Here is a 21542-nt window from a genome sequence, read left to right on the forward strand (position 1 = left end):
TGCCACGTGCGCGCCTACCGTGCCGGCCGTGAAAAATCATGTCCGGTTGTCGGAGCGAGGTGGTAGACAGCCGTGGTGGAAGAGACCTTGGAGTTTTCCGTGCTGCTGCGGCTGATCGAGGAACGTGCGATCGCTTTCCGCGCCGCGGTCGTGTCCGCGCCCAGTCTCGATTCGCAGGTGCCGACCTGCCCCGAGTGGACGCTGCTGGACCTGGTGGAGCACCTGGGTAAGGGGCAGCGCAAATGGGTCGCCGCCGTCGGTGCCGGTCCGGCTGGCGCGCCTCCGGCGGAATTCGGGCCCGAGGGCCTCGATCCTGCGCCTCGGGAGCGTGAGGCCCTGCTGGCCTGGTGGGACGAGTCGACCGAGCAACTGCTGACCGCGCTGCGCCAGGCAGGTCCGGACCGCGGTTGCTGGACGTGGTGGGGCGAGTCGCAGTCGCCGCAGACCGCCGGTGCCGTCGCCCGGCACCGGGTCCAGGAGGTCGCGGTCCACACCTACGACGCCGAGATCACCCTCGGCGCCCCGCAACCACTGCCGGCCGAGGTGGCGCTCGACGGTGTCGAAGAGTTCCTGGCCACCTGCTGCGCGACGACGGTCGCCTGGCCGCACAAGCCCGCCGCCCTCGACTTCCACGCCGCCGAGGGCCGATCCTGGCGTCTCGCGCTCTCCGCCGACGGGGCACAGGTCACCCGCCTCCCCACCGGGACCGGCGAGGGCCCGGACACGGCCACCGCCTCCGCCCTGGGCACGGCCAGTGACGTGGTCCTCATGCTGTACGACCGTATCCCGCTCGACTCCCTGCAACTTCACGGCGACCGGCATGTGTTCGACCTGCTCCGCGCCTGGGACCCGGACGAGTAGGACGTGACGACGGGCCACCTCGTACGTGCCGAGGCAGGGCGTCGGTAGATCCAGTTCCTGGTCGGCCGGGTCGATGAGGCGGGCGTCGGGCCGTTGGCGTACGCGGGGGATCGACAGGTCCAAACTGTGCTGTATGGCCATTCGCATCCGCCCGGTCCGGCGACAGGACGTGGCACGGCTTGCCGCCCTGCTCGATCAACTCGGCTATCCGACCGATGACGCGGCGGTCCATGAACGGCTGACCTATTGGTCGAACGACGAGGCGAGTGTGTTGCTCGGCGCTGACGATGACGGCCGCCTGATCGGAGTCGCAGCCCTGCACGTGTGCCCGATGCTGGAGGTCACCGGCAGGTTCGGCCGGGTCGTGGCCCTGGTGGTCGACGACCGCTACCGAAGTCAGGGCGTAGGGCGTTCGTTGATGGCCGAGATCGAGAGACGGGCCCACGCCGCCGGCTGCATCATGATGGAGGTGACCAGCGGCGGCCACCGAGAATCGGCGCATCGGTTCTATGCGGGCTTGGGGTATCAGGACACCCACGCGAGATCCAAACGCTTCACCAAGTTCCTGACCGCCGACACGAAAGCACCCGGCTAGGAGGAGCGCGAACAACCGGTGCCAAATCAGTTTCCGGCCGGGTCAGGGCAGTGGGACGACGTACGAGTCGACGCGGGCGATGAGCCCGTCGCGGAAAGTGAACAGGTCGTTGAAGGCGAAGTGGAACGGCCCGTGCTCGACGCTGACGCCACGGCCCTCGCCCGTGGTCACGACGACCGGACCGTCCTCGTGGACACGCTGGACGTCGAGTTCGGGGCTGCCGGCGAACGCGGGGTTCTCTATCTCGCTGTCGAATTCGGCCTTGCCGCGGGTGGTTCGGTGGCCGTGGATGACCCACTCGACGTCGTCGGCGAGGGTCGCGAGGATTCGCGGGTGGTCGCTGGTCCGAAATCCGGCGAAGTAGTCCGCGACGAGGTCACGTTGGGTCGGCTGGGTCATCGTGTTCTCCGATCTGGTGTTGCCGGTGGTGTTGCAGGTGCGCGGCGAGGGCGTCGAGGATCGAGGCGAGCCCGTCGACCGCTTGGGACGTCCGCAGCTCAGGGGGGAGTCGACGCTGGTGGACGGTGAGGTCTGTGCCGTCGCCGGAGGCTCGGATGGTGACGGTCGTGCGGAGGCCGGTGACGGGCTCGTCGAACACCAGCTCGTACGGTGCGGTGATGCTCACGTAGACGAAGCGGAGTCGGCGGGTGGCCCCGTTCGGTGCCCGGGTGTCGAGCGCGAACTCGCCGCCGGGACGCAGGTCGACGGTCACGGACTCGCGGGGCACGGTGGCGTGCGATCCGCCCCAGAACGCCGCGATGCTTGCCGGCGAGACGAAGGCGGCCCAGACACGTTCGGGTCCCGCCGGAAGGTGCCGCTCGGCGATCAGTTCGTCGCCGTGAAGCTCTGCTGAGGTCAACGGGTCGCTCCGTCGTCGGTCAGGTGCTGTTCGAGGGCGTCGAGTCGGTCGTCCCAGGCGCGGCGCTGCTCGTCGATCCACCTGCTGAGCAGTGAAAGCTGGTCGACCCGGAGTCGGCAGGGGCGTTTGGTGCCGTCGCGTCGCTGTTCGACGAGGCCACAGCGGCGCAGGACACCGACGTGGTGCGAGATTGCCTGCGGGGTCAGCTCGAACGGTTCGGCAAGCTCTCCCACCGTGGCGTCACCCTGCGCGAGACGAGTCACCAAGGCGCGACGGACGGGGTCTCCGAGGGCGGCGAAGGCCGCGTCGAGGGCCGGGCCGGGGGCCATGAGCGAGGCAGGCATGCCCCGACCATAACGCAAACCATCGCTTGCGCAAGTGAACGTTTGTGAAACGCGCGGTCGCGACTCGCAGCCATGGCACCCCGATCTCTATCACCGGCCGTAGTCTCACCGGCATGACGACAACCCAGACACACACCCTTGCCGTACCGGGCGTCGACCTGGTCTACGACGTTCGCGGCCCGCTACCCCCGTCCGATGGGCGCCCCGCGTTGCTCATGATCGGCCAGCCGATGGCGGCGGAGGGTTTCGAAGCGCTCGCCGCGTACTTCACCGACCGTACGGTCGTCACCTACGACCCGCGCGGCCTGGGCCGCAGCGTCCGCAAGGACGGTCGGTCCGACCACACACCGCAGCAGCAGGCAGCCGACCTGCACCTGCTGATCGAGTCGCTCGGCACCGGGCCGGTCGAGGTGTTCGCCAGCAGCGGCGGAGCGGTGACCGCACTCGAACTGGTCGCGACGTACCCCGGCGATGTCGTCACGCTGGTGGCGCACGAGCCGCCGATCAACGCCGTGCTCCCCGACGCCTCGGCCGCCGAGCGCGCCCGGGCCGGCTTCCACGAGGCGTACCAGGCGAAGGGCAACGGCGCGGGCATGGCCGCGTTCATCGTCATGACGTCCTGGCAGGGCGAGTTCACCGACGCCTACTTCGACCAGCCCGCTCCCGACCCGGCCATGTTCGGCATGCCGGCCGACGACGACGGCACCCGCGACGATCCGCTGCTGTCGAAGAACTCGTGGGCGATCACCGACTACCGCCCGGACGCGGACGTGCTCACCGCCGCACCGACCCGGATCGTGATCGCGGTCGGCGAGGAGTCGGCGGGAACGTACACCGCGCGTACGGCCCTGGGCACCGCGGCGCTGCTCGGACAGGAGGCCACGGTGTTCCCGAGCCACCACGGCGGATTCCTCGGTGGTCAGTTCGGATACGCGGGCAAGCCCGAGGAGTTCGCGGCGAGGCTGCGTGAGGTGCTGGACGCCGGCTGACCTTGCTAGAAGCGTGCGGGTCGCCAGGACGGCCCGGCGATCGCGGGCGGTCTGCTCAACGCCGGGTCGATGGCGTGCCAGCTCGCACGCCACTTCTTGGGTGGCAGTGCCAAGGTCGCGCATACCTCGCCTGCCAGGGTTTCGGGGGTGCGGCCGTGCCACGGGAAGTCGACGAAGACCTGGTAGTCGCCGTCGATCCCGAGCGCGACCCGGAACAGTTCCTGGTCGCGATGGTCGTTTGCGACCCAGCTCAGTTCGAGGCCGTGGGTGCGCAGCCGATCGCGGTCCACCCTCGTCAGGACAAGCCGTCCCGCGGTCCGTTCCGGCGTCTCCCACGAATGGTCCGAGGCGACCCGCGCCACCTCGGCGTCGTACTGGGTGGCGGTGAAGGAGACGCCACGGAGCATCGGCACCTCGATCGACCAGTCCCAGTGGACCAGGTCGCCGTCCCGGACGATGGTCACGTCCGTGGAACCACAGCCGTACACGCCGCAGGTGCAGCGGGCGATCGGGATCGTGCGGGCTTCGGACGTGGCCACGAGACGATTGGTGGGGACAAGGATTTCGTACGGGTCCATCCCGAGCCCGGCCCCGGCGGAGGTCATCTCCACCTCGTCGACGTACACCCGCACCTGGAAGCCACCGCCTGCGGCGGCGGCCGCCGACGTCACCTCCAGGCGCAGGGAGTCCACTCCCGGTCGGCGGGCGATGCCTCCACCTGCCGCCACGGTGAAGCCAGTGGGAACAGTGCCCGGGTAGGGGATCCCGAGTTCTTCGAGCGACTTGACGACGAGTTCGCGAACCTCCCAGGACGAGTCCCGTACGGAAGCGCCAGCGAGTTCACACAGTGCCGGCGAGTCCAGCCCGTCGACGAGCGCCTGGCAGGCGGCATGGATCATGTCTTCGAAGCCGTACCCGGTGTCCGCGTTCCACCGCGCGACAGCGTCGTACAGCCGTTGTTCGGCGATTTCGCCGCCCGTTTCGGTCACGGTCACCATGGTCCACGACCATTCCGAGAACCGCATCGACGTTTCGCGCCCACGCCCTCGCCAGCGCGGCTGGTTCAGCGCGTACCCGGCCTGCCTCCGAACCGCCAGTGATGGACTTCCGTACGACCTTCGCCACTTGTCGACAACGAAGTCGCCGCAGTTTCACGGTCCGGTGCCTCCAGCAGAGCGGCCCGGCCAAGATGCGTTTCGTCTTCCAAGGCGAGTAGATCGCCGTACACGATCGTGTTTTTCGGGGGGATCGGTCCGGGGCCTGGCTCACCCCAGGCAAGAACGAGGAAGCGGCCGTAGCCGTCGACCGCTTCGCTGAAGTCCCACATCGTACGGCGCAGGACGTTGACGAAGCCGCACAGCAGTATCGATTCGAACACCCCGGCGCGGTAGTACGGCTCTTCGCGGGCGAACGCGTGGGCGGCTCGCGCGTCGGGCAGGTCGACGATGTGCAGGCTGCCCGTCGTCTCCGCCTCCTCGCCATCCCCGGTCAGGGTCGGCCCACGCGCGACGAGTTTGTCGGCGTACGAATCCATGAAGGACCAGTGCTCGGCGTTCAGGCTCTTCTTGAGCCCGAAGGACCCGGGACGGTCACGGCCGTAGACGAAATATTGCACACCGCCAGCGTAAAGATCGCCGGCAGCACAGGGTGTCCTAGTCGCGCCCCACGCTCGGGGCAGACGAGCATCCAAAGTTGGTGCGAGGATCATCGCGTGGAGATTCGGTTCGACTTCGGCGGCGAAAATGGTCGGGTGTTGGTCGACGTCGTGCCGAACACCGAACCGGTGGCCGTCGGCAAGACCGAGCGGGAACTGGGGATGCCCGTGTGTACGGCGTCCGTAGAGTTCGGTGCGCGCGGTTACCGGTCGCTGCTGGGCTGGGTGCAACTGGTTCGTGAACCCGGCCCGTCGGATCCGTTCGGGATCGATCCGTTCGACCTGTTCGAGGACTCCACCGCACCGTTTGCCTGGTACGGATTCCGGCCGGTGTTGTTCGACGCTCCTTCCCGGTGGCGTGCCGGTGCGGTGCGGTGGGAAGCGCACAGCTTCCTGACCATCGGTCCGTGGGACGTGGACCCGACGCTCGTGGTCCCCCTGGTCGGGTTCGCCTGGGGCTACGGCTATGACCGGGATCCGCAGGACCAACCGTACCTGTCCCCGGTGCGCCTGCTCGGGCCGGCTGACTGGGACGGTCATCGTCCCTACCTGGCAGAGAGGTACCCGGCCTGGAAGTTCGACGACGGGAGCCCGCTCGCCGACCAACGGTGACGACGGCTCCGACCGGCGTCCCATCCTGGCCAGATTCCGGCCAGGTCGGTCATCGGGTCCGGCGTATCCGTACCCAGCCGAGGAAACGGTGGTGGATGACGTCCGGCTCGACGGCCATCTCCACTGCCGGATTGACGGCGGTGAGGTCCGCGAGGGCGTGCACGAACTGTGCACCGAGGTAGAGATACAGCTCGACCTGCCGGTCGCGGAAACCGTGTGTCAGGTCGAGTTTGGCGTCCGCGCAGGGCCACGGCCGGGCGTCGGTCCGGCAGATCCAGAATGGTCGCAGGGGAGTGTGCATCGCCAACTCCGGCGGGTCAGGCATGACCGTCCCGCCCGATCGTCCCGGGTGCGGCGGGCAGCCAGTCGGGTACATGTCCCGGCAGCGCGCGGCGGCGTACGACAAAGGGCATCTCGGGTTTTTCCGGCTCGCCCGGTGGCATCTCGACGCCCCGCAGGGACAGCCATTCCCCGCCCCACACCGAGGCGTCCTTCGGCAGGTACTTCACGCGTAGGTGCAGGTCACCGTCGCCGGGCTGGAGATGTGGGTGGGCGCCCCGGTGGTACTCGTCGTGCTCGGCGTTCACGATGTCGCCGATCTCGACGAGCGGTTTCCCGCTCCTTTCGTGGAAGTTCCGCGCACTGGGTTGGTGTTCGTGTTCGGACATCGGTGCGTCTCCTTCCTTGCTGGAAGGGGCCGCCCCGCTCGCACGGGCGGGTGGGGAAGGAACGGGGCGGCCCCGCAGTTCCACCCGGGCGTTTGCCGACAGCTCCGAGCGGTTCCACTAGTGACACCCTGGCACCGAGCCCCCTACCCTCAATAGGAATTCGCGGCCGGTAGAGCCGACGTGACGGGAGCGGGTCCCGCATGAATGGCCGTGAATAGTTGATCTGTCGAATTGGGGGATGTCGAATGGCGGACGTACCGGGTCCACTGGCTGAATTCATCGTTGGGGAGATCCGCCGGGCGAGGACCGCGTCCGGCCAGACGCAGGAGTCGTTCGGCAAGGCTGCCGGTTTCAGTGCCTCGCACGTGAGTTCGGTCGAGAACGGCACCCGAGCGTTGACCATGGACTTCGTCCGTGGCGCCGATCGTGCCTTGAACACCGGCGGCCTGTACGAGCGGCTAGTGGTCAAGTTCGGCGCCCCGTCGTGGTTCCAGCCGTGGCTCGAAGCCGAACAGTCAGCCGACCAACTCCGTACGTTCCAGCCAAACCTGATCCCCGGTCTGCTCCAGACCGAGGACTACGCCCACGCGGTGGTGCGCCTCGACACCGGCCTGAGCGAAGCGGAGGTGGAGCAGGCCGTGGCGACCAGGATGGAACGGCAGGCGATCCTGGACCGGGACGACCCACCGCACCTCGTCGCCGTGCTCGACGAGGCGGCGCTGCACCGCTTCGCCGACGGCTGCGACAAGGTGCTGGCCGCCCAGCTCGTGCACCTGCTGCGGATGGCCGAACGTCCGCGCGTCAGCGTGCACCTCATCCCGGCCAGCGTCGGCCTGCACCTCGGGCTGAGCGGCCCGTTCGTCCTGGCCCGGCTACCCGAGGGCGGCTGGGTCGGGCACATGGAGAACCAGCTCGGCGGTGCGGTGGTGCATCGGACCGAGCAGGTGGCTAGTCTGCTGGCAAGGTGGGAGAGTGTCCGGAACGAGGCTCTGCCGACGCGTCAATCCCTCGATCTGATCAAGGAAGTGGTGAAGCCATGGATCTGACCGGCGCCCGGTGGCGTAAGTCCTCCCGCAGCGGCTCCAGCGGCGGCGACTGCGTGGAGGTCGCGGACAACCTGCCCGGCCGCGTACTGGTCCGCGACACCAAGAACCGCGACGGCGGCACCCTGACCTTCGCCCCGGACGCGTGGCGCGCGTTCGTCGGCCTGGCAAAGCAGCACTGACACCCACAGAACGTCGACCGTCGCCCCTGTCGCCCGCTTCGGGACAGGGGCACTGTCATGTCCGGACCGGAGAGAGGGTGCCGATGACCGCCGCCGAGCCCGAGCAGCCCCCCACCGGGGAGCTGATCGTCCGCCTGGCACGCGGGGCGGACGTTCCCTCCCTGGTGGAGTTGCGGCTGGCCAACGCCGAGGCGCACATCGCCCTGGAACCGGAGAGTTGTCCTGGGCGAGATCCGGGGCCACGGCGTCGGCGCGGCGTTGCTGGAGGCGGCGCAGCGGTGGGCGCGGGAGCGCGGGATCCGGTACCTGTCCGCCGGCATCCACCACCGGAACGCGGGTGCGGTGCGTTTCTACAGCCGGCACGGTTTCACCGACGCCGGACGCTCACTCGGTCGGCGGCTCGCCAACTAGCGCCTGCCCCAACGGCCAGCGGAGCCAGTGCGCCGGGTCCGAATGGCGGTGCAGGGTGATCTGGTCGCCGTCCACGTCGATCGAGTAACCGGCGTACGCGTCCGGATCGTCCTGCTGGCCGGCGGACCCTGCCCGCCCGCCGCCGCGGTCGAAAGCGCCCTGGTCCGGCCCTTGTCGATCCAGTGACGGTGGCGAGGGGTGCCGGGAATATGTCGGTGGGATGAAAGTCGCGGTGGTGAGCGGGCCGTATGCCGCCCATGCCGTCAACGCTGCCAGCAGGGGCACCACAGTAAGGATGAGTACGTGCGCTTTCACCTGGTCACCTCCGGTGCCAGGAGCCCCCGGGGGTGGGGACACCGTTCGTATCTACAACGAGCGAGCGCCCGATCGGTGTCCCTGCGGATGGGAGTCGCCCGTGCTCGCCTGTTTGAGGCCCGGCGACCGGGGTAGGAAATACAAGGATCGATGATCTCGAAACCCTGATGAGGAGGAACGATGAGCCGCAGCGAGTACCACGTCGTACCGGACGGAAATCGTTGGAAGGTCGAGCAGGGGTCGAGCGGGTTCGGCACCTTCGCCACCAAGCAGGAGGCCGTCGACAAGGGCCGCGAGACCGCGCGGGCAAACCAGCCGAGCCAGCTCGTGTTGCACACCACCGACGGGAAGATCGAAACCGAGTACACCTACCAGGACGATCCGTACCCGCCGAAGGGCTGACGCCGCGCCCGGCGCACAAGCTTGAGGAGGGGCCCGACTCGTACGCGAGTCGGGCCCCTCCCGGTCGGTGGTGGTCCGGGGCTCAGGTGGGCCAGCTACCGGTGACCCGGCGTACGCCGACCGCACCGCCCCGGTCGACGGCCGCCTTGACCACCGCGAAGATCGCGCCCTGGATGGCCGCCGCGGCGAGGATCTCGCCCCAGCCACGTTCCTCGTCGGTGGCGTTGGGTGCGTCGTCGTCACCGGCCGCCGTCTTCCAGACCTGCTTGAACACCATGCCGGCGATTGCGCCGGCCGCGACACCGAGCAGGATCCCCACCGGTTTGTACGCCAGCTTGTTGACCTTCTTGCCCATCGTGCCCATCCTCCCTCGTGGTCGATCAGCGCCGTCGATCACGCAGCGCCGGCAGTACGTGCTCGGCGTACAGGTCGAAAAGTCCCTGGTAGTGCGGACCGGTGTTGGCGACGTAGATCTCGTCGAAGCCCGCCTTGGCGTACTTGTCGATCATCTCCAGGTGGGCGTCGGGATCGCTGCCGCAGACGAACGCCTTACGCACCATGTCCTCGGTGACCAACTCGGACGCCTGCTCGAAGTGCCGGGGCGAGGGCAGCACCTGGGACAGCTCACCCGGCACACCCGAGTTGGGCCAACGCTCGTACGCGATCCGCGCGCCCTCGTCCTCGGTCGCCGCGTACGCCGCCTTGAAGCCGGCCTGGCACGGCTTGTCGCCGCCGCCGCCGTCGCGGAAGCGCCGGACCAGTTCCGGGTCGGGCGAGGTGCTCATGTAACCGTCACCGATCCGGGCCGCCAGGTCCACCGACTTCGGGCCGAACCCGGAGACGTAGATGGCCGGCGGCTGTTCCGGCAGGGTGTAGATCCGAGCGTGCTCCACCGTGTAGTGCTTGCCGTGGTGGTCGGTGAACCCGCCCTTCCACAACTCGCGGATGACCTCCACCGACTCTTCCAGCATCTCCAGCCGGATGTCGGCGCTGGGCCACGGGTCGCCGAAGATGTGCTCGTTGAGCGCCTCGCCGCTGCCGATGCCGAGCACGAACCGGCCCTCGTGCAGCACCGCGCTCGTCGCCGCCGCCTGGGCGATGACCGCCGGGTGGATCCGTACGGTGGGGCAGGTCACGGCGGTGGTCACCGGTAGCCGGCAGACCTGGCTCAGCGCGCCGATCGTCGACCAGACGAACGGGCTCTGCCCCTGGGCGTCTACCCACGGGTGGTAGTGGTCGGAGATCCAAAGTGCTTCGAAGCCCGCCCGTTCGGCGCCCCGCGCCTGCTCCAGCAACTCGGCGGGGGTGTATTCCTCGCTGGAAAGGAAGTACCCGATGCGCATCGTCCGCTCCTTCGCGCCTCCTGGTGGGGTCGGGGATCCTGCTACCCTCCGCCCTCCGGACGGAAACCTCGGCCGACCGCCGCTGACCTGGCACGAAGAAGCGCCGGCGCCTCAGCGAGAGGAAGACGCCGGTCCTTCGGTGTCGCTGGTTCAGGCGGCGGAGCCGGACGGCCTGAGCGAGCGGATCCGGTCGGCCAGGTCGCGTTCGAAGAAGTCGAGGAAACCGTCCGGGTCCGGGCCGGCGTTGAGCAGCACCAACCGGTCGTAGCCGGCGTCGACATAGCCCTGCACCGCCCGTACGTGTGCCTCCGGGTCCGGACCGACGGTGAACTGCCGGCGGATGTCGTCCTCGTCGACCCACTTGCTGGCGGCGTCGAAGTTGACCGGGTTGGGCAGCTCGCTCATCACCTTCCAGCCGGTGACCGCCCACCGGCTGCTGGTCAGTGCCGCCTGCACCGCCTGCTGCTCGTCGGTCGCCCAGGCGAGGTTGACCTCGGCGTACCGGGGGCCGTCGCCTCCGGCCTGCCGGTAGTGCTCGACGATCTCGGCCTGCGGCTCGACCGCGAACAGGGCGGTGCCGAGTTCCCCGGCGATCTTCGCCGAAGCCGGCCCGCTGGCGGCGACCGCGATCAGCGGCAGGGTCTCCGGCAGGTCGAAGACCCGCGCGTCCTCCAACTGGAGATGCTTGCCCTCGTACGAGTGGTACCCGCCCGACCAGAGCAGGTTGATGATTTCCAGTGCCTCGCGCAGCCGTTCGTGGCGACCGCGCACGCTCGGAAAGCCCAGGCCCACCACATGCTCGTTCAACCGTTCGCCGGCACCGACACCGAGGGTGAAACGGCCGCCGGAGACGAGCGCCAGCGTCGCCGCCGCCTGGGCGATGATCGCCGGGTGGTAGCGCGTCGTCGGGCAGGTGACGCCGGTGACCAGGCCGACGGTCCGGGTACGGGCGGCGACCGCGCCGAGCACGGTCCAGGCGAACGACGAGTGGCCCTGGACGTCCAACCACGGATGGTAGTGGTCGCTCATCTCCACGAAGTCGAAGCCGACCTGCTCGGCCCGAATCGCCTGCCGGATGATCTCCTCCGGTCCGAACGCCTCCGCGGAGAGCTTGTACCCGATCTGCATACCCGGTCCCCTCTGCGCCGTGCACCACCGGCTGACCGACTACCCCGACCGCTAGCCGGCAAACGTGCAGGTCACCTCGGTACGGGGGACTGTCGGGAGGCGCGCTGCGTGGCCGGTCAGGCGAGCTGACCGCTCTCGTGCAGCCGGTCGAAGATGATCTGATCCACCGCCGAGACGCGGTGACGGTCGGCGTAGCCGAGCCAGGCGACCTCGGCTATCTCGTTGCTGGCCGTGAGCACGCCGCTGTAGTCGGCGGCGTAGCAGGTCATCCGCACGGTGATGCCCTCGGAGTGCCCGTGGGCCTGGGCCTCGAAGGTGCCGACCGGGGTGACGCTCTCCGGCGCGATCGCGACCCGGAGCTCCTCGTCGATCTCGCGGACCAGGGTGGCCAGGTCGGTCTCGCCGGGCTCGCGCTTCCCGCCGGGCAGGTAGTAGACGTCCTTGCCGTGGCTGCGGGTGCTGAGGATGGCGCTGTTCTCGATCCGGATCCACGCGATCTTGTCAATGACGGTCACGCTCGGCATCGTATTCGGTGGCCAGAACGTCTCTTGTCATCACCGCCTGACCGGCGCGGCAGGTCAGCGCTTGAGCAGCATGTCGTAGAGGACAAGGTGGCGGTGCACCATCAGGTCGGCGGCCAGGTGTGACCGGCTCCAGTCCCGTGCCGCCCGGCCGATGGACTCGGCGTACGCCCGGTCGCGTAGCAGGCGTTCGAGAGCGTTGGCCAAGCCGACCGGGTCGCCGGGGCGTACCAGCAGGCCACGCCCGTCGGCGAGCAGTTCGGGGATGCCGCCCACCGCGGAGGCGACGACCGCCCGGCCGGCCGCCATCGCCTCCATCACCGCGTTGCTCATCCCCTCGGTCATCGAGGGCAGCGCCACCACATCGGCGCGGGCCAGCAGGCCATCCACGTCCAACCGTGCGCCGAGCAGCCGGGTGTCGACGCCGATCCGGATGGCATGGGCCCGCAGCGCGTCGCGTTCCGGGCCGTCGCCGACCAGCGCCAGGGTGCAGGTCAGGCCCCGGTCCCGCAGCAGTGCCGCGGCGTCGAGCAGGTGCCGGTGGCCCTTGAGGCTCCTGAGGTTCGCCACACACAGCACCACGGGGTGGGCGCTGTCGAGGCGTGCCGGCTCGACCGTGGCGAAGGCGGCCGACGGTAGGCCGTTGTAGACCACCGAGAGCCCGCCGGCCGGTACGCGTTCGGTCTCCCGTACGCGTTCGGCGACCGCATGCGCGTTGGCCACCAGCAGATCGGTCATGCGGGCGGAGATGCGCTCGGCCGCGAGCATCCAGCGCCGCCCGCGCTTGAAGTCATCCAGGCTGCGGCGGCCGGCGACAAAAACCGGGACCCCCGCCAGCCGCGCGGCTGGTGCTCCCAGCACGTAGCTGCTGAACAGGAACGCGTGCACCACGTCGGGTCGTGACCGGCGTAGGTAGCCGGCGAGCCGACCCCATGTCGCGACCAGGTGCGGGACCGCTCGCCACCCGCCGGGCTGTCGCAACCCGAGATGTACGACCGGCACCCCCGCCACCCGCAGCGCATCCTCGCGGGCCCCCGCACGGGTGAGCACCACGACGCGTACCTCGACGCCGAGTCGGCTGAGCCCTTCGGCGAGCAGGACGAGCTGTTTTTCGGCGCCGCCCAGCCCCAACTGGCAGATGACCAGGCAAACCCGCAGTGGCGCCACGCGCCGCCTGGCCGTCTGATCGGCAACGGCGGCCGACTCTCCCATTCATCAGACGATATAGGATGAAATACCGATAAACCGCTCAAAATGCCTGTCGCTCGCGACCCCCCGTCCACCACGCGGGTCACCCGTGGGGTGGACACGGATTCCCCGAGTCGGTAAACCCCGCCCGGGACGGGCCTGGGGGCGACAATCTCTTGTTCATGGAGACCGACCGTGTGACCCTGCCGGACCTCGCCCTGTACCGCTTGCAGCGCAGCGAGCGCGACGCGGAGTTCGAGGGCGTTGCCGTACCCGGGCTCATGGCGCGGTTCTACCACCGCGACGAGGACGGCCGGACCGCCACCGTGGGGCGCTACTGGTACGCCGGGCGGGAACTGCTGATGGCCTGGGGGTACGCCGACGAGGCGCACTGCCGAGCCTCGGCGGTCCGTGGCGCCGACGGCCGATGGCACCCGCCGACGCCGGGATGCCCGTCGGTGCGGGTGGTCCGGGAGGGGCCGGACGCGCCGGTCGCCGGCTTCGAGGTCCTGACGCCGGCCGGAAGCTGGATCACGGGCGGGACGCCGGCCGGAAGCTGGATCGAGGGCGGGACGACGGCACCGGTTCCGGCCGGTTGATCCGGCCGCCGGGATATCCCGGCCGGTCCCGTCGTCCTCGTTCCCGAGGGTGAGTCGCCGGCCGGGTCAGCCGGCTACCCCGGTGACCGGTTCGGATCGAGTCACCGATGCTGTACGGCGGACCGCCCAGAGTGAGCCGGCGGTCAGGGCCAGGGCGGTACCGAACGCCGCCAGGTGGATCACCGGGTTGTCGATCGGTACGAACCCGATGACCGCCACCGGTACCTGGACGACCGCGACCAGGGCCAGCAGCAGGCCACGCCGGGCACGGCCCCAGGCGTACGCGGTCCACACCGGAGCGGTGACCACGATCAGGGTCAGCGCGTCCAGTACCGCGTGCAGGTACGTGCTGTGTACCGCGTTGTGCGCGAACGCCTGAGCTGGTGATGCCACCAACAGCCCCGCGATCACCAGTCCGGCCACGATCCCAACTCGACGCATGACAACCTCCCAGTGCAACCGCGAAGTCACGGATAGTCATCACGGTAGGGAGGGGGTCGATGCACAGATAGACGCCTCGCGTCATCTGCCTCTCCGGACACCCTGGCGGGCGGGCTGCGGACATCGATGGAACTCTTTGGTCGCGACCGGCGACTACTTCTCCGAGAGGCCTGTCACCGTCCCGTTCGGAGGAGCAGTCGATGAATTCCGGAGCGAGACGCACGAGCCGGCTCTCGTGATCCGCCGACCCGTCAGCCGCTGATGCCCGGACCGCCGTTGCTGGCGCACGGGGTGGGTGGCCGTCAGGATCTGCCGATCTCGCTCACCGAACTGGTGGTCGGCGCGGTGCTCGCGCTGGTGATCACCTTCCTCGCCCTGGGTGCCCACTGGCGCCGGCCCCTACTCGACACCGACGACGAGAGTGGCCGGCCGGTGCCCGTACGGCTGGCCCGGCTGGTCGACACCACCGGGTGGGCCTGGGGCGTACGCCTGCTCGGTCTCGCCCTCGCCGGATGGCTCGGCGTGGCCCTGCTCGCCGGCCCGGACACCCCGCAGAACCCGACCGCCGGTACGGTCTACGTGCTCTTCTGGGTCGGTCTGGTGCCGCTGTCGCTGCTGCTCGGACCGGTGTGGCGGGCGCTGAACCCGGTACGCACCCTGCACCTGCTCGCCACCCTCGCCGTGCGCCGCGATCCGGAGATCGGGCTCCGGCCGCTGCCGCCCCGGCTCGGGTACCGGCCGGCCGCCGCCGGCCTGCTGACGTTCGTCTGGCTGGAACTGGTCGCGCCCGACCGCGCCACCCTGCCCGTCATCGGCGCGTGGCTGGCCGCGTACCTGGTCGCGATGCTCACCGGTGCCGTGCTGTACGGCGCCGGATGGTTCGACCGAGGCGACCCGTTCGAGGTGCTCAGCGCGCTGGCCGGCCGGCTCGCGGTCATCGGTCGCCGGATCGACGGGACCCTGGTGTGGCGCAACCCGCTCGACGGCATCGCCTCGCTCGCCCCGGCCCCGGGGCTGATCGCCACGGTCACGGTGCTGCTCGGATCCACCATGTACGACAGCGTCTCCAACGCCCCGTTCTGGCTGCGTTTCCAACAGGGCAACGGCCTGCCGGCACCGGTTACCGGCACCGGAGGCCTGGTCGGCGTCATCGGCACGGTCGCCCTCGCGTACGTCGTCGCGACCCGCGCCGCCGCCCGACGTGGGCACGCCGACCGATCGGGTACGCCCCGGCAACTGGCGCACTCCGTCGTACCGGTCGCCGTCGCCTACCTCGTCGCCCACTACTACTCACTGCTGGTCCTGGAGGGCCAGCGGACAATCGCCCTGCTCTCGGACCCGCTCGACACCGGCGCGAACCTGCTCGGCACCGCCGACTGGCCGGTCCGTACGGACCTCGTCACCCCGTCCGGGATCGCGAACCTCCAGCTCACCGTGATCGTGCTCGGCCACCTCCTCGGCACCCTGCTCGCCCACGACCGGGCCCTCCGGCTGTTCCCACCGGCCGAGGCGACCCGCGGGCAGATCCCGCTGCTGGTGCTGATGGTCGCCTACACGGTCGCCGGCCTGCTGCTGCTCTTCGCCTGACGGCCCCGGTGGCGGGCCTGCTGCTGCTCTTCGGCTGACGGTCCCGGTGGCCGCTCCCGCGCCGGCCGCGCGGTCAGCCGAGTAGCTGTTCGCCGACCCAACCCTCCGCGGCGCAGCCCGGCGGGACGCCGAAGACCGCGGAGCCGATCGGCGTCGTCCACTCGTTGAGCAGGTCCAGTTCGGCGAGACGGCGTTGGATCGGCAGGAACTGCCGTTCGATGTCCGCCTGGTACGACGCGAAGATCAACCCCGTGTCTGGTTGCCCGTCCGAACTCGGCACCCCGTCGTAGTTGTACGGCCGCCGCAGGATGCGCAAACGGTCCTCCGTGACATGGGCCCGGCTGATGTGGGAGAAGTCGGGGATCGCGGGCAGCCCGGTGGCATCGGTGACGGCGAAATCCGGCGGATCGTGCTCGGCGGTGCCGCTCAACGGTGCACCCGTGTCCAGCCGTCGGCCGACGGCGAGTTCCTTGTCGGCCCGCCCGAGCAGATCCCAGGTCTCCAGTTCGGCGCGGATACGCCGCAGGACCAGGGTGGTGCCGTCACGCAGCCACGCCGGCCCCTCGGACACCCAGACGGCCCGGTCGAGTGCGCCGGTAGCGACCTTCGGGTTGGCCGTTCCGTCCAGTTGGCCGAGGACGTTGCGCTGGGTCTGCGGCTCGGCCTGGACACCCGCGCTGCGGCGGAAACCCTGCTGGACCCAGCGCACGGCACCGAACGGACGGGCGTCCTTGATCAGCATCCGCTGGGCGTGGGCGACGGTGAGCGGGTCGTCGGCGCAGATCTGGAACAGCAGGTCGCCGCCGGACCAGGCCGGTTGCAGCCGGTCGATGGGAAACGGCGGCAGCTCGGCGACGGACGGGGGACGCCGGTCGGCGAGCCCGGCGGCGTCGTACAGGCCCGGTCCGAATCCAAACGTGATGGTGAGCCGGGCGGGAAGCACGGCGAGTTCCCGCTCGGTGTCGGCGAGGGCCGGCTCGCCCCGGGTCAGCCGGGCAGCGTCGTCGGAGAGCAGCCGCATCAGCCGTACCAGGATCGCCCGGTCGGTGCCCGGTTTCAGGGTGAGGGCGACAAACGCGGCGTGCGACTGCGGGTCGGTGGCGATGCCGGCCTGCCGGGGGCCATGGAACGGCTCCATCGCCGTACCGATCTCGACGACCGGGACGGGCGGCGCGGCCGTCGGCGTGCCGTCGGCGCCGTGCACGGCGGCGACCGTGCCCGCCCCGGCGAGGATCCCGCCGACCGCGACCGATCCGCCGGTGAGCAGACGCCGCCGGCTCAGCGGACGGTACGCGGACCGCTCCGTCATGCCGGCGGGCTCATGGTCATCCCCGCGCCCGGGCTGGCGGTGGGGTCCATGTTCATGCCGGTGCCCGGGTCGTAGCTCTCCCCGGCCCCGGCGAACGGCTTGACGATCGCGGTGAACTCGGCGGTGCCGCCGCCCGCGAAGGTCAGCGTGAAGGTGACCTCGTCGCCGGGCCTGACCGGCTTCGCCAGGTTCATCAACATCAGGTGGTCGCCGCTGGGTTCCAGCACATGCGTGCCGTGGGCCTCGACGACAAAGCCGCCGGCCTTGGGCTGCATGAGCATCTTGCCGTCCTTCATGGTCATCTCGTGCAGCTCCATCGGCGACACCGACGACACGGCGCTCACCACGGTGACGTCGGCGTCAGTGTCGTTGACCAGGGTGCCGAACGCGGCCGTCATCCCCGAATCGGCGGCCTTGACCCACGGGTCACGCAGGTCGAACGCGGCGGTGGCCGCCGAGGCACTCGGGCCGACCTGACCGGTCCCGGACGGCTCGGAACCGCCGCACCCCGCCGCCGCACCGATCAGGGCCAGAGACGCCACGACGGCGCGGGCGATGGTCAGTGGTGCGGGACGCCGTCGTGGGACTGGCGACGCGGCTGTGCGCATGTGTTCCTCGGCCTTCTGTTCATCCGCTGGTAATCACCGTTCGACCTGTTGGTCGCTGCCATCGCTCGTGGAGTTCCCGGCGTCGTGCCGGTCCGGCGGGGAGGCGACATCCGGTCGTGCCGCGGACTTGATCACGGTGCTACGGTGCGACGGTGACCGATGCTGTTGCGTACCTGCACACTCACGACGAGGCGGTGGCGGCGGCGCACCGCGTGGCGCAGGCCCTGGCGCCCGGGGCGATCGAGCGCGACCGTGCGGGCGCGTCGGTCGTCCCCCGGGAGGTCCTCGGCGTACTCGACGGCTCCGGCCTGCTCGGCGTCACCGTCCCGGTCGAGCACGGCGGGCCGGGTCTCGGACCGCGTACGCTGGCCGAGGTCACCCGCATCCTGGCCAGCGTCGACCCGGCCATCGCGCAGGTGCCACAGGGACACTTCCTCGTCGTGGACATCCTTGCCGTGTGGGGTGGACCCGCGGTACGGAAACGACTCTTCGCCGACGTACTCGCCGGCCGGCGCATCGGCAACGCGCTCGCCGAACGTGGTGGCCGGCACGCGCAGGACCTCAGCACCCGCCTGGCCGGCGACGACGGCGGCCGGCTGCGGCTCGACGGGCGCAAGTACTACTGCACCGGTGCGCTGACGGCGGCCTGGGTCGCGGTGAGCGCGCTCGACGACGGCGGCCGCCTGAAGCTGGTCCTGGTGCCGCGTGACGCGGCCGGCCTCACCGTCGACCAGGACTGGAACACGATGGGCCAGCGGGCCACCATCAGCGGCACCACCACGCTCGACGCCGTCGCGGTCGACCCGGACCTGGTGCTGGACTACGCCGCCGCGTACGCCGTCCCGCAGCAACTCGGCGCACGAGCGCAGCTGGTACACGCGGCGATCGAGGTCGGCATTGCCGGCGGCGCTCTCCGCGACACCCGCTCCTACCTGCGTGAGCGGGCGCGTCCCAGCAGCGAGGCGGTCCGCGCGGGCGCCGAGTCGGTGGCCGGCGACCCGCACGTCCTGCACCGCTACGGCCGGATCGCCACCCGGGTACGCGCCGCCGAGGCGCTGCTGGCCGACGCGGCGACCGTCCTCGAGACCGTGGGGCTGGTGCCGGCCGACGCCGACGCCGCCGTCACCGGGTCGCTGGCCGTCGCGGGCGCCAAGGCCTTCGCCAGCGAGGTCGCCGTGGAGGCGGGCAGCGAGCTGTTCGCACTCTGCGGCACCAGTGCGACCGACGAACGCTGGGACCTGCACCGGCACTGGCGCAACGCCCGTACGCACAGCGTGCACGACCCGGTGGACTGGAAGTACCACCACCTCGGCGCGTACGAGATCGGTGACACCATGCCGCCGAACCACGGCCAGTTGTAACAACCGCAGACGTACGAGCGCGAGGCGGCGACCTTCAGGCGGACCTCTCGCGTGCTTGTTGCGTCCCCGAAACGCGCTGGACCACCCGTGTCGGGGCGATGCGGCAAGGGTCGTGCGGGCGGAGGTGCCGCCGCGTGGCGCGGGTGCGCGATCACATTGGATTCGCGCACGCCGGTCAGCAATTTCTCTCTCATTTGTCTTCCTGCATTCTGAGGGGATTGGCGCGGGTCCTGGGCGATAGCCTGGAGTCAGATCCCGGTCACCGGCAGTCGATATTGGTTGGTGGTCCGGCATAAATCGATCACCCGACCACCACCGACCGGTGATGAAGGAAGTCGATGATGAGGACACCCCGGATGGTGCTGGTGATAGCGGCCACCGGCGTCCTCTCTGTTGCAACGGTATTGACGGGGCTGATCACCAACGAGGCATCGGCGCAGCAGCGCTGGCCCGGTTGGCTGGAGCTCGTCCGTACCCACCCGTGGCACTCACTCGGCTTACTGGCATTGCTTCTGGTCGGCCTCACCATCGTGCTGGTGCTGCCCGATGACGAGAAGACGAACAGCGCCGTCGGTCACCCGCGAGGGCCAGGCAACGACAGGGCCGTCCCACCCACACCACAGCGAACCGAGGTTGCACCACCCGACCGGACGGGGGGCGACGACCGGGCTTCGCGGGAGGAGCAGCGAAATCGGCTGACGCGTCTCTCCGCGGAGTTGGTCAGCCGTCTCGGTCGACGTCGCACCGCATACCCCCTCGACCTCAGCCTGGCCGAGCTACACCGTCTGGACCTGTTCGTGCCCAGTCGGCTGGGTCCCTATCAGGAACGCGATCCGGAGATGGGCGAGCGGGCCGTGGAAGCGCTGGTGGCCCGCCTGCGGCAGGGCGGATCGGTGCTCCTGCTCGGCGAGCCGGGGGCCGGCAAGAGCCTCTCGCTCTACGGTGTGGCCCTTGCACTGCAGAGGGAGGGTTTGCTGCCGATCCCGCTGCGCGCGCTGGATGCCGTGGAGGTTCTCCGTGGTGCCCGTACGTCGGGACTGGACCTGGCGGCGGTCGCGGACGCCGTGGTGCTGGTCGACGGGCTGGACGAAGCGAGCGAGTTGGCCAGTGGAGGTCCACTCGCCGACGCCCTGTTGGAACTGCTCCGGCACGCCCCCGCACTGGTCACCTCGCGGACCAGGGAGTACGAGGAGTGGATCGCCTTCGAAACCACCGCGATCAGCTTCGACGAGGTCTTCGTGCTCAAGGGTTGGTCGGTGGAGACCGAGTTCGCCGACTACCTGATCCGACTGCAACGGCACGGACTGGTCGCGGATCCGGATCTCTACCGTACGGTGGTGGCCTCGGAACGGTTGGCCCGCATGGTCGCACGCCCGCTCTATGCCAGGATGCTCACCTTCATCGGGCACGACGCGGCAGCTCGTATCGGCAGTGCGAACGACCTCTACGGCGAGTATCTGATCCGGCTGAGCCGCGCCACGGACTTCGCGGTGCGCAGCAGCCATTCGGCGTGGACCGGACATTCGCTGGCGGTCTGGCAGGCGGCTGCGTGGTTCGTCCACGCACACGAACTGCCGGCCGACGCCATCCCGATGACCGACCTGCACCTGGCGCTCACCCACGAACGCGGGCGTGTTGCCGAGGTCCGGGCGCTCGACCAGGTGATCGACCGACGCACGTTGCACGGGACGGAGGTCGGCGAGTTCCTGCATTACTCGTTCTACGAGTACCTGCTCGCCCGGTACATCCGTGATCGTCTGCTCACCGTACTTACCCCCGAACGGGCGGTCGTGTTACTGCACCGTGACTTGACCCGAGAGATCCGACATCACCTCATCGGCCAACTGAAGGAATTGGCTGACGACCGTCTGGGCGAGCGGCTGTCCGGGTTGTACCGGCAACTGCGTGACGAACCGGGCCTCGATCCCGCCGACCGGCTCACGGTGTGCAACCTGTTGGTGTATTTGATCTCGCGGACGAGTCCAGCGGCCACCGAGCAACTGGGCGTACTTCTGCGCCAGGAGCGAGACGAGTTCCTACTCAATTCGATCCTGTGGGCGTTGTGCCACCACCGGTCGGACTCGGCGCTTTCCCACTTCTTCTCGCTGCTGCAACGTGATCCGGTGTTTCGGTCCTGCAGCCGCGGTTACGTCCTGTACTACTACGGCGACGTCAGGACGAGCCGTCCACCGTTCTTGGACGAGCCGCCCCACCTGCCGCACGAACGCACCTCGAACCGAGTATTGGCGATCTTCGAAAGTCCGACCTTCCAGGCAATCCCCGCGCAACGCCGCTACGTCGACCTCTACACCTTCATGGATATCTATCTGGTACGCCGTGAGAGGATCGGTGGTCGTCCCCTGTCCACGCTTCGGGCGGCGGTCGAGGCCTTGTCCGGGCAGGGGCTGACGCACCAGATGGAAGGGGCATTGTCCGAGATGCTGCAGGCGATCACCCGTCAGCCCATACCGGACGCAGACTCGACCTCGTTTGTCGGATGAGCATGACGACGCGACGCGACG

27 protein-coding genes and 1 pseudogene are annotated in these 21542 nt (G+C 69.6%); 12 read left to right on the top strand and 16 right to left on the bottom strand.

Features of this window, described 5'->3' with window-relative positions; genetic code table 11:
- Positions 1–75 precede the first annotated feature (75 nt).
- Both AB0J90_RS11055 and AB0J90_RS11060 read left to right on the top strand, forming a co-directional pair.
- The gene (locus AB0J90_RS11055) at positions 76–861 is read left to right on the top strand and encodes a maleylpyruvate isomerase family mycothiol-dependent enzyme (RefSeq protein WP_363594550.1); all 786 of its coding nucleotides are present in this window, start codon (positions 76–78) and stop codon (positions 859–861) included.
- 133 nt (positions 862–994) lie between these two features.
- Positions 995–1456, top strand: coding sequence for a GNAT family N-acetyltransferase (locus AB0J90_RS11060; RefSeq protein WP_363594552.1), 462 nt, complete (start codon positions 995–997; stop codon positions 1454–1456).
- A 42-nt stretch (positions 1457–1498) separates the two neighbouring features.
- Here AB0J90_RS11060 and AB0J90_RS11065 read toward each other — a convergent pair whose 3' ends face one another.
- From AB0J90_RS11065 to AB0J90_RS11075, 3 genes are read right to left on the bottom strand one after another with little or no spacing between them, the layout of a single operon-like run.
- Positions 1499–1855 (bottom strand): nuclear transport factor 2 family protein, encoded by a 357-nt coding sequence (locus AB0J90_RS11065; protein WP_363594554.1) that lies wholly within the window; start codon positions 1853–1855, stop codon positions 1499–1501.
- Positions 1833–2315, bottom strand: a complete 483-nt coding sequence (locus AB0J90_RS11070; protein ID WP_363594556.1) for an SRPBCC domain-containing protein — start codon at positions 2313–2315, stop codon at positions 1833–1835. The genes AB0J90_RS11065 and AB0J90_RS11070 overlap by 23 nt, the downstream gene beginning before the upstream one ends.
- Positions 2312–2659, bottom strand: a complete 348-nt coding sequence (locus AB0J90_RS11075) for a metalloregulator ArsR/SmtB family transcription factor (RefSeq protein ID WP_363594558.1) — start codon at positions 2657–2659, stop codon at positions 2312–2314. Before AB0J90_RS11075 ends, AB0J90_RS11070 begins: the two co-directional genes overlap by 4 nt.
- A 113-nt stretch (positions 2660–2772) precedes the next feature.
- On the opposite strand from AB0J90_RS11075, the gene AB0J90_RS11080 reads away from it, so the two are divergent.
- Positions 2773–3648 (top strand): alpha/beta hydrolase, encoded by an 876-nt coding sequence (locus AB0J90_RS11080; RefSeq protein ID WP_363594560.1) that lies wholly within the window; start codon positions 2773–2775, stop codon positions 3646–3648.
- 5 nt (positions 3649–3653) lie between these two features.
- Here AB0J90_RS11080 and AB0J90_RS11085 read toward each other — a convergent pair whose 3' ends face one another.
- Together AB0J90_RS11085 and AB0J90_RS11090 are read right to left on the bottom strand one after the other, a co-directional pair.
- Entirely contained in the window at positions 3654–4637 is a 984-nt protein-coding gene (locus tag AB0J90_RS11085) for a hypothetical protein (RefSeq protein ID WP_363594562.1), read from the bottom strand.
- Between the two features lie 74 nt (positions 4638–4711).
- Complete coding sequence (locus AB0J90_RS11090; RefSeq protein ID WP_363594564.1) at positions 4712–5263, bottom strand: YciI family protein; 552 nt, start codon at positions 5261–5263, stop codon at positions 4712–4714.
- A gap of 96 nt (positions 5264–5359) precedes the next feature.
- Between AB0J90_RS11090 and AB0J90_RS11095 the strand changes: the two genes are divergently transcribed.
- A complete protein-coding gene (locus AB0J90_RS11095; RefSeq protein ID WP_363594566.1) occupies positions 5360–5914 on the top strand; it encodes a hypothetical protein in 555 nt (184 codons plus the stop codon).
- 49 nt (positions 5915–5963) lie between these two features.
- Here the strand turns inward: AB0J90_RS11095 and AB0J90_RS11100 are convergent, their stop codons facing one another.
- Together AB0J90_RS11100 and AB0J90_RS11105 are read right to left on the bottom strand one after the other, a co-directional pair.
- On the bottom strand, positions 5964–6215 hold the full coding sequence (locus AB0J90_RS11100; protein ID WP_363594568.1) for a hypothetical protein: 252 nt from the start codon (positions 6213–6215) through the stop codon (positions 5964–5966).
- Positions 6216–6231: 16 nt separating this feature from the next.
- Complete coding sequence (locus AB0J90_RS11105) at positions 6232–6582, bottom strand: hypothetical protein (RefSeq protein WP_363594570.1); 351 nt, start codon at positions 6580–6582, stop codon at positions 6232–6234.
- 245 nt (positions 6583–6827) lie between these two features.
- On the opposite strand from AB0J90_RS11105, the gene AB0J90_RS11110 reads away from it, so the two are divergent.
- From AB0J90_RS11110 to AB0J90_RS11120, 3 genes and pseudogenes are all read left to right on the top strand, one after another.
- The gene (locus AB0J90_RS11110) at positions 6828–7628 is read left to right on the top strand and encodes a helix-turn-helix transcriptional regulator (protein ID WP_363594572.1); all 801 of its coding nucleotides are present in this window, start codon (positions 6828–6830) and stop codon (positions 7626–7628) included.
- Complete coding sequence (locus AB0J90_RS11115; protein ID WP_363594574.1) at positions 7619–7807, top strand: DUF397 domain-containing protein; 189 nt, start codon at positions 7619–7621, stop codon at positions 7805–7807. The genes AB0J90_RS11110 and AB0J90_RS11115 overlap by 10 nt, the downstream gene beginning before the upstream one ends.
- A gap of 216 nt (positions 7808–8023) precedes the next feature.
- Positions 8024–8218: pseudogene (locus AB0J90_RS11120) on the top strand (GNAT family N-acetyltransferase); the annotation flags it as partial.
- On the opposite strand, the gene AB0J90_RS11125 reads toward AB0J90_RS11120, so the two are convergent.
- Positions 8192–8503, bottom strand: coding sequence for a hypothetical protein (locus AB0J90_RS11125; protein ID WP_363594576.1), 312 nt, complete (start codon positions 8501–8503; stop codon positions 8192–8194). The pseudogene AB0J90_RS11120 and the gene AB0J90_RS11125 overlap by 27 nt on opposite strands.
- 210 nt (positions 8504–8713) lie before the next feature.
- Between AB0J90_RS11125 and AB0J90_RS11130 the strand changes: the two genes are divergently transcribed.
- Positions 8714–8935: a DUF2188 domain-containing protein gene (locus AB0J90_RS11130; RefSeq protein ID WP_363594578.1), complete on the top strand. Its 222-nt coding sequence runs from the start codon at positions 8714–8716 to the stop codon at positions 8933–8935.
- An 82-nt stretch (positions 8936–9017) separates the two neighbouring features.
- Here the strand turns inward: AB0J90_RS11130 and AB0J90_RS11135 are convergent, their stop codons facing one another.
- From AB0J90_RS11135 to AB0J90_RS11155, 5 genes are all read right to left on the bottom strand, one after another.
- The gene (locus tag AB0J90_RS11135) at positions 9018–9290 is read right to left on the bottom strand and encodes a DUF4235 domain-containing protein (RefSeq protein ID WP_363594580.1); all 273 of its coding nucleotides are present in this window, start codon (positions 9288–9290) and stop codon (positions 9018–9020) included.
- A 25-nt stretch (positions 9291–9315) separates the two neighbouring features.
- The gene (locus tag AB0J90_RS11140; protein ID WP_363594582.1) at positions 9316–10278 is read right to left on the bottom strand and encodes a TIGR03557 family F420-dependent LLM class oxidoreductase; all 963 of its coding nucleotides are present in this window, start codon (positions 10276–10278) and stop codon (positions 9316–9318) included.
- Between the two features lie 150 nt (positions 10279–10428).
- Positions 10429–11406, bottom strand: a complete 978-nt coding sequence (locus tag AB0J90_RS11145) for a TIGR03557 family F420-dependent LLM class oxidoreductase (protein ID WP_363594584.1) — start codon at positions 11404–11406, stop codon at positions 10429–10431.
- Between the two features lie 116 nt (positions 11407–11522).
- A complete protein-coding gene (locus AB0J90_RS11150) occupies positions 11523–11921 on the bottom strand; it encodes an NUDIX domain-containing protein (protein WP_363594586.1) in 399 nt (132 codons plus the stop codon).
- A 63-nt stretch (positions 11922–11984) separates the two neighbouring features.
- Positions 11985–13139 carry a glycosyltransferase gene (locus AB0J90_RS11155; RefSeq protein WP_363594588.1) on the bottom strand — a complete coding sequence of 385 codons (1155 nt, stop codon included), beginning with the start codon at positions 13137–13139 and terminating at the stop codon, positions 11985–11987.
- A gap of 158 nt (positions 13140–13297) precedes the next feature.
- Between AB0J90_RS11155 and AB0J90_RS11160 the strand changes: the two genes are divergently transcribed.
- Positions 13298–13714, top strand: a complete 417-nt coding sequence (locus tag AB0J90_RS11160; RefSeq protein WP_363594590.1) for a hypothetical protein — start codon at positions 13298–13300, stop codon at positions 13712–13714.
- A 66-nt stretch (positions 13715–13780) separates the two neighbouring features.
- On the opposite strand, the gene AB0J90_RS11165 is transcribed toward AB0J90_RS11160, so the two are convergent.
- Positions 13781–14155, bottom strand: coding sequence for a hypothetical protein (locus AB0J90_RS11165; protein ID WP_363594592.1), 375 nt, complete (start codon positions 14153–14155; stop codon positions 13781–13783).
- Between the two features lie 261 nt (positions 14156–14416).
- Here AB0J90_RS11165 and AB0J90_RS11170 point away from each other — a divergent pair, with 261 nt between their 5' ends.
- Positions 14417–15742, top strand: a complete 1326-nt coding sequence (locus AB0J90_RS11170) for a hypothetical protein (protein WP_363594594.1) — start codon at positions 14417–14419, stop codon at positions 15740–15742.
- Between the two features lie 73 nt (positions 15743–15815).
- Here AB0J90_RS11170 and AB0J90_RS11175 read toward each other — a convergent pair whose 3' ends face one another.
- Both AB0J90_RS11175 and AB0J90_RS11180 read right to left on the bottom strand, forming a co-directional pair.
- On the bottom strand, positions 15816–17051 hold the full coding sequence (locus tag AB0J90_RS11175) for a Dyp-type peroxidase (protein ID WP_363594596.1): 1236 nt from the start codon (positions 17049–17051) through the stop codon (positions 15816–15818).
- Positions 17048–17659 (bottom strand): copper chaperone PCu(A)C, encoded by a 612-nt coding sequence (locus AB0J90_RS11180; protein WP_363594598.1) that lies wholly within the window; start codon positions 17657–17659, stop codon positions 17048–17050. The genes AB0J90_RS11175 and AB0J90_RS11180 overlap by 4 nt, the downstream gene beginning before the upstream one ends.
- 152 nt (positions 17660–17811) lie before the next feature.
- Here AB0J90_RS11180 and AB0J90_RS11185 point away from each other — a divergent pair, with 152 nt between their 5' ends.
- Together AB0J90_RS11185 and AB0J90_RS11190 are read left to right on the top strand one after the other, a co-directional pair.
- Positions 17812–19020, top strand: coding sequence for an acyl-CoA dehydrogenase family protein (locus tag AB0J90_RS11185; RefSeq protein WP_363594600.1), 1209 nt, complete (start codon positions 17812–17814; stop codon positions 19018–19020).
- Between the two features lie 356 nt (positions 19021–19376).
- Positions 19377–21521 carry a hypothetical protein gene (locus tag AB0J90_RS11190; protein WP_363594602.1) on the top strand — a complete coding sequence of 715 codons (2145 nt, stop codon included), beginning with the start codon at positions 19377–19379 and terminating at the stop codon, positions 21519–21521.
- Positions 21522–21542: the final 21 nt, after the last annotated feature.

The sequence above is a fragment of the Micromonospora sp. NPDC049523 genome, assembly GCF_040676775.1.
GTDB lineage: Bacteria > Actinomycetota > Actinomycetes > Mycobacteriales > Micromonosporaceae > Micromonospora_G.

Excerpts from the sequence above, each read along its gene's own strand:
- AB0J90_RS11075 (WP_363594558.1), bottom strand. The coding sequence starts at position 2,659 with ATGCCTGCCTCGCTCATGGCCCCCGGCCCGGCCCTCGACGCGGCCTTC.
- AB0J90_RS11160 (WP_363594590.1), top strand. The coding sequence starts at position 13,298 with ATGGAGACCGACCGTGTGACCCTGCCGGACCTCGCCCTGTACCGCTTG.
- AB0J90_RS11175 (WP_363594596.1), bottom strand. The coding sequence starts at position 17,051 with ATGACGGAGCGGTCCGCGTACCGTCCGCTGAGCCGGCGGCGTCTGCTC.
- AB0J90_RS11060 (WP_363594552.1), top strand. The coding sequence starts at position 995 with ATGGCCATTCGCATCCGCCCGGTCCGGCGACAGGACGTGGCACGGCTT.
- AB0J90_RS11140 (WP_363594582.1), bottom strand. The coding sequence starts at position 10,278 with ATGCGCATCGGGTACTTCCTTTCCAGCGAGGAATACACCCCCGCCGAG.
- AB0J90_RS11165 (WP_363594592.1), bottom strand. The coding sequence starts at position 14,155 with ATGCGTCGAGTTGGGATCGTGGCCGGACTGGTGATCGCGGGGCTGTTG.
- AB0J90_RS11135 (WP_363594580.1), bottom strand. The coding sequence starts at position 9,290 with ATGGGCAAGAAGGTCAACAAGCTGGCGTACAAACCGGTGGGGATCCTG.
- AB0J90_RS11190 (WP_363594602.1), top strand. The coding sequence starts at position 19,377 with ATGGTGCTGGTGATAGCGGCCACCGGCGTCCTCTCTGTTGCAACGGTA.
- AB0J90_RS11170 (WP_363594594.1), top strand. The coding sequence starts at position 14,417 with ATGCCCGGACCGCCGTTGCTGGCGCACGGGGTGGGTGGCCGTCAGGAT.
- AB0J90_RS11115 (WP_363594574.1), top strand. The coding sequence starts at position 7,619 with ATGGATCTGACCGGCGCCCGGTGGCGTAAGTCCTCCCGCAGCGGCTCC.
- AB0J90_RS11065 (WP_363594554.1), bottom strand. The coding sequence starts at position 1,855 with ATGACCCAGCCGACCCAACGTGACCTCGTCGCGGACTACTTCGCCGGA.
- AB0J90_RS11100 (WP_363594568.1), bottom strand. The coding sequence starts at position 6,215 with ATGCACACTCCCCTGCGACCATTCTGGATCTGCCGGACCGACGCCCGG.
- AB0J90_RS11180 (WP_363594598.1), bottom strand. The coding sequence starts at position 17,659 with ATGCGCACAGCCGCGTCGCCAGTCCCACGACGGCGTCCCGCACCACTG.
- AB0J90_RS11130 (WP_363594578.1), top strand. The coding sequence starts at position 8,714 with ATGAGCCGCAGCGAGTACCACGTCGTACCGGACGGAAATCGTTGGAAG.
- AB0J90_RS11105 (WP_363594570.1), bottom strand. The coding sequence starts at position 6,582 with ATGTCCGAACACGAACACCAACCCAGTGCGCGGAACTTCCACGAAAGG.
- AB0J90_RS11155 (WP_363594588.1), bottom strand. The coding sequence starts at position 13,139 with ATGGGAGAGTCGGCCGCCGTTGCCGATCAGACGGCCAGGCGGCGCGTG.
- AB0J90_RS11110 (WP_363594572.1), top strand. The coding sequence starts at position 6,828 with ATGGCGGACGTACCGGGTCCACTGGCTGAATTCATCGTTGGGGAGATC.
- AB0J90_RS11080 (WP_363594560.1), top strand. The coding sequence starts at position 2,773 with ATGACGACAACCCAGACACACACCCTTGCCGTACCGGGCGTCGACCTG.
- AB0J90_RS11145 (WP_363594584.1), bottom strand. The coding sequence starts at position 11,406 with ATGCAGATCGGGTACAAGCTCTCCGCGGAGGCGTTCGGACCGGAGGAG.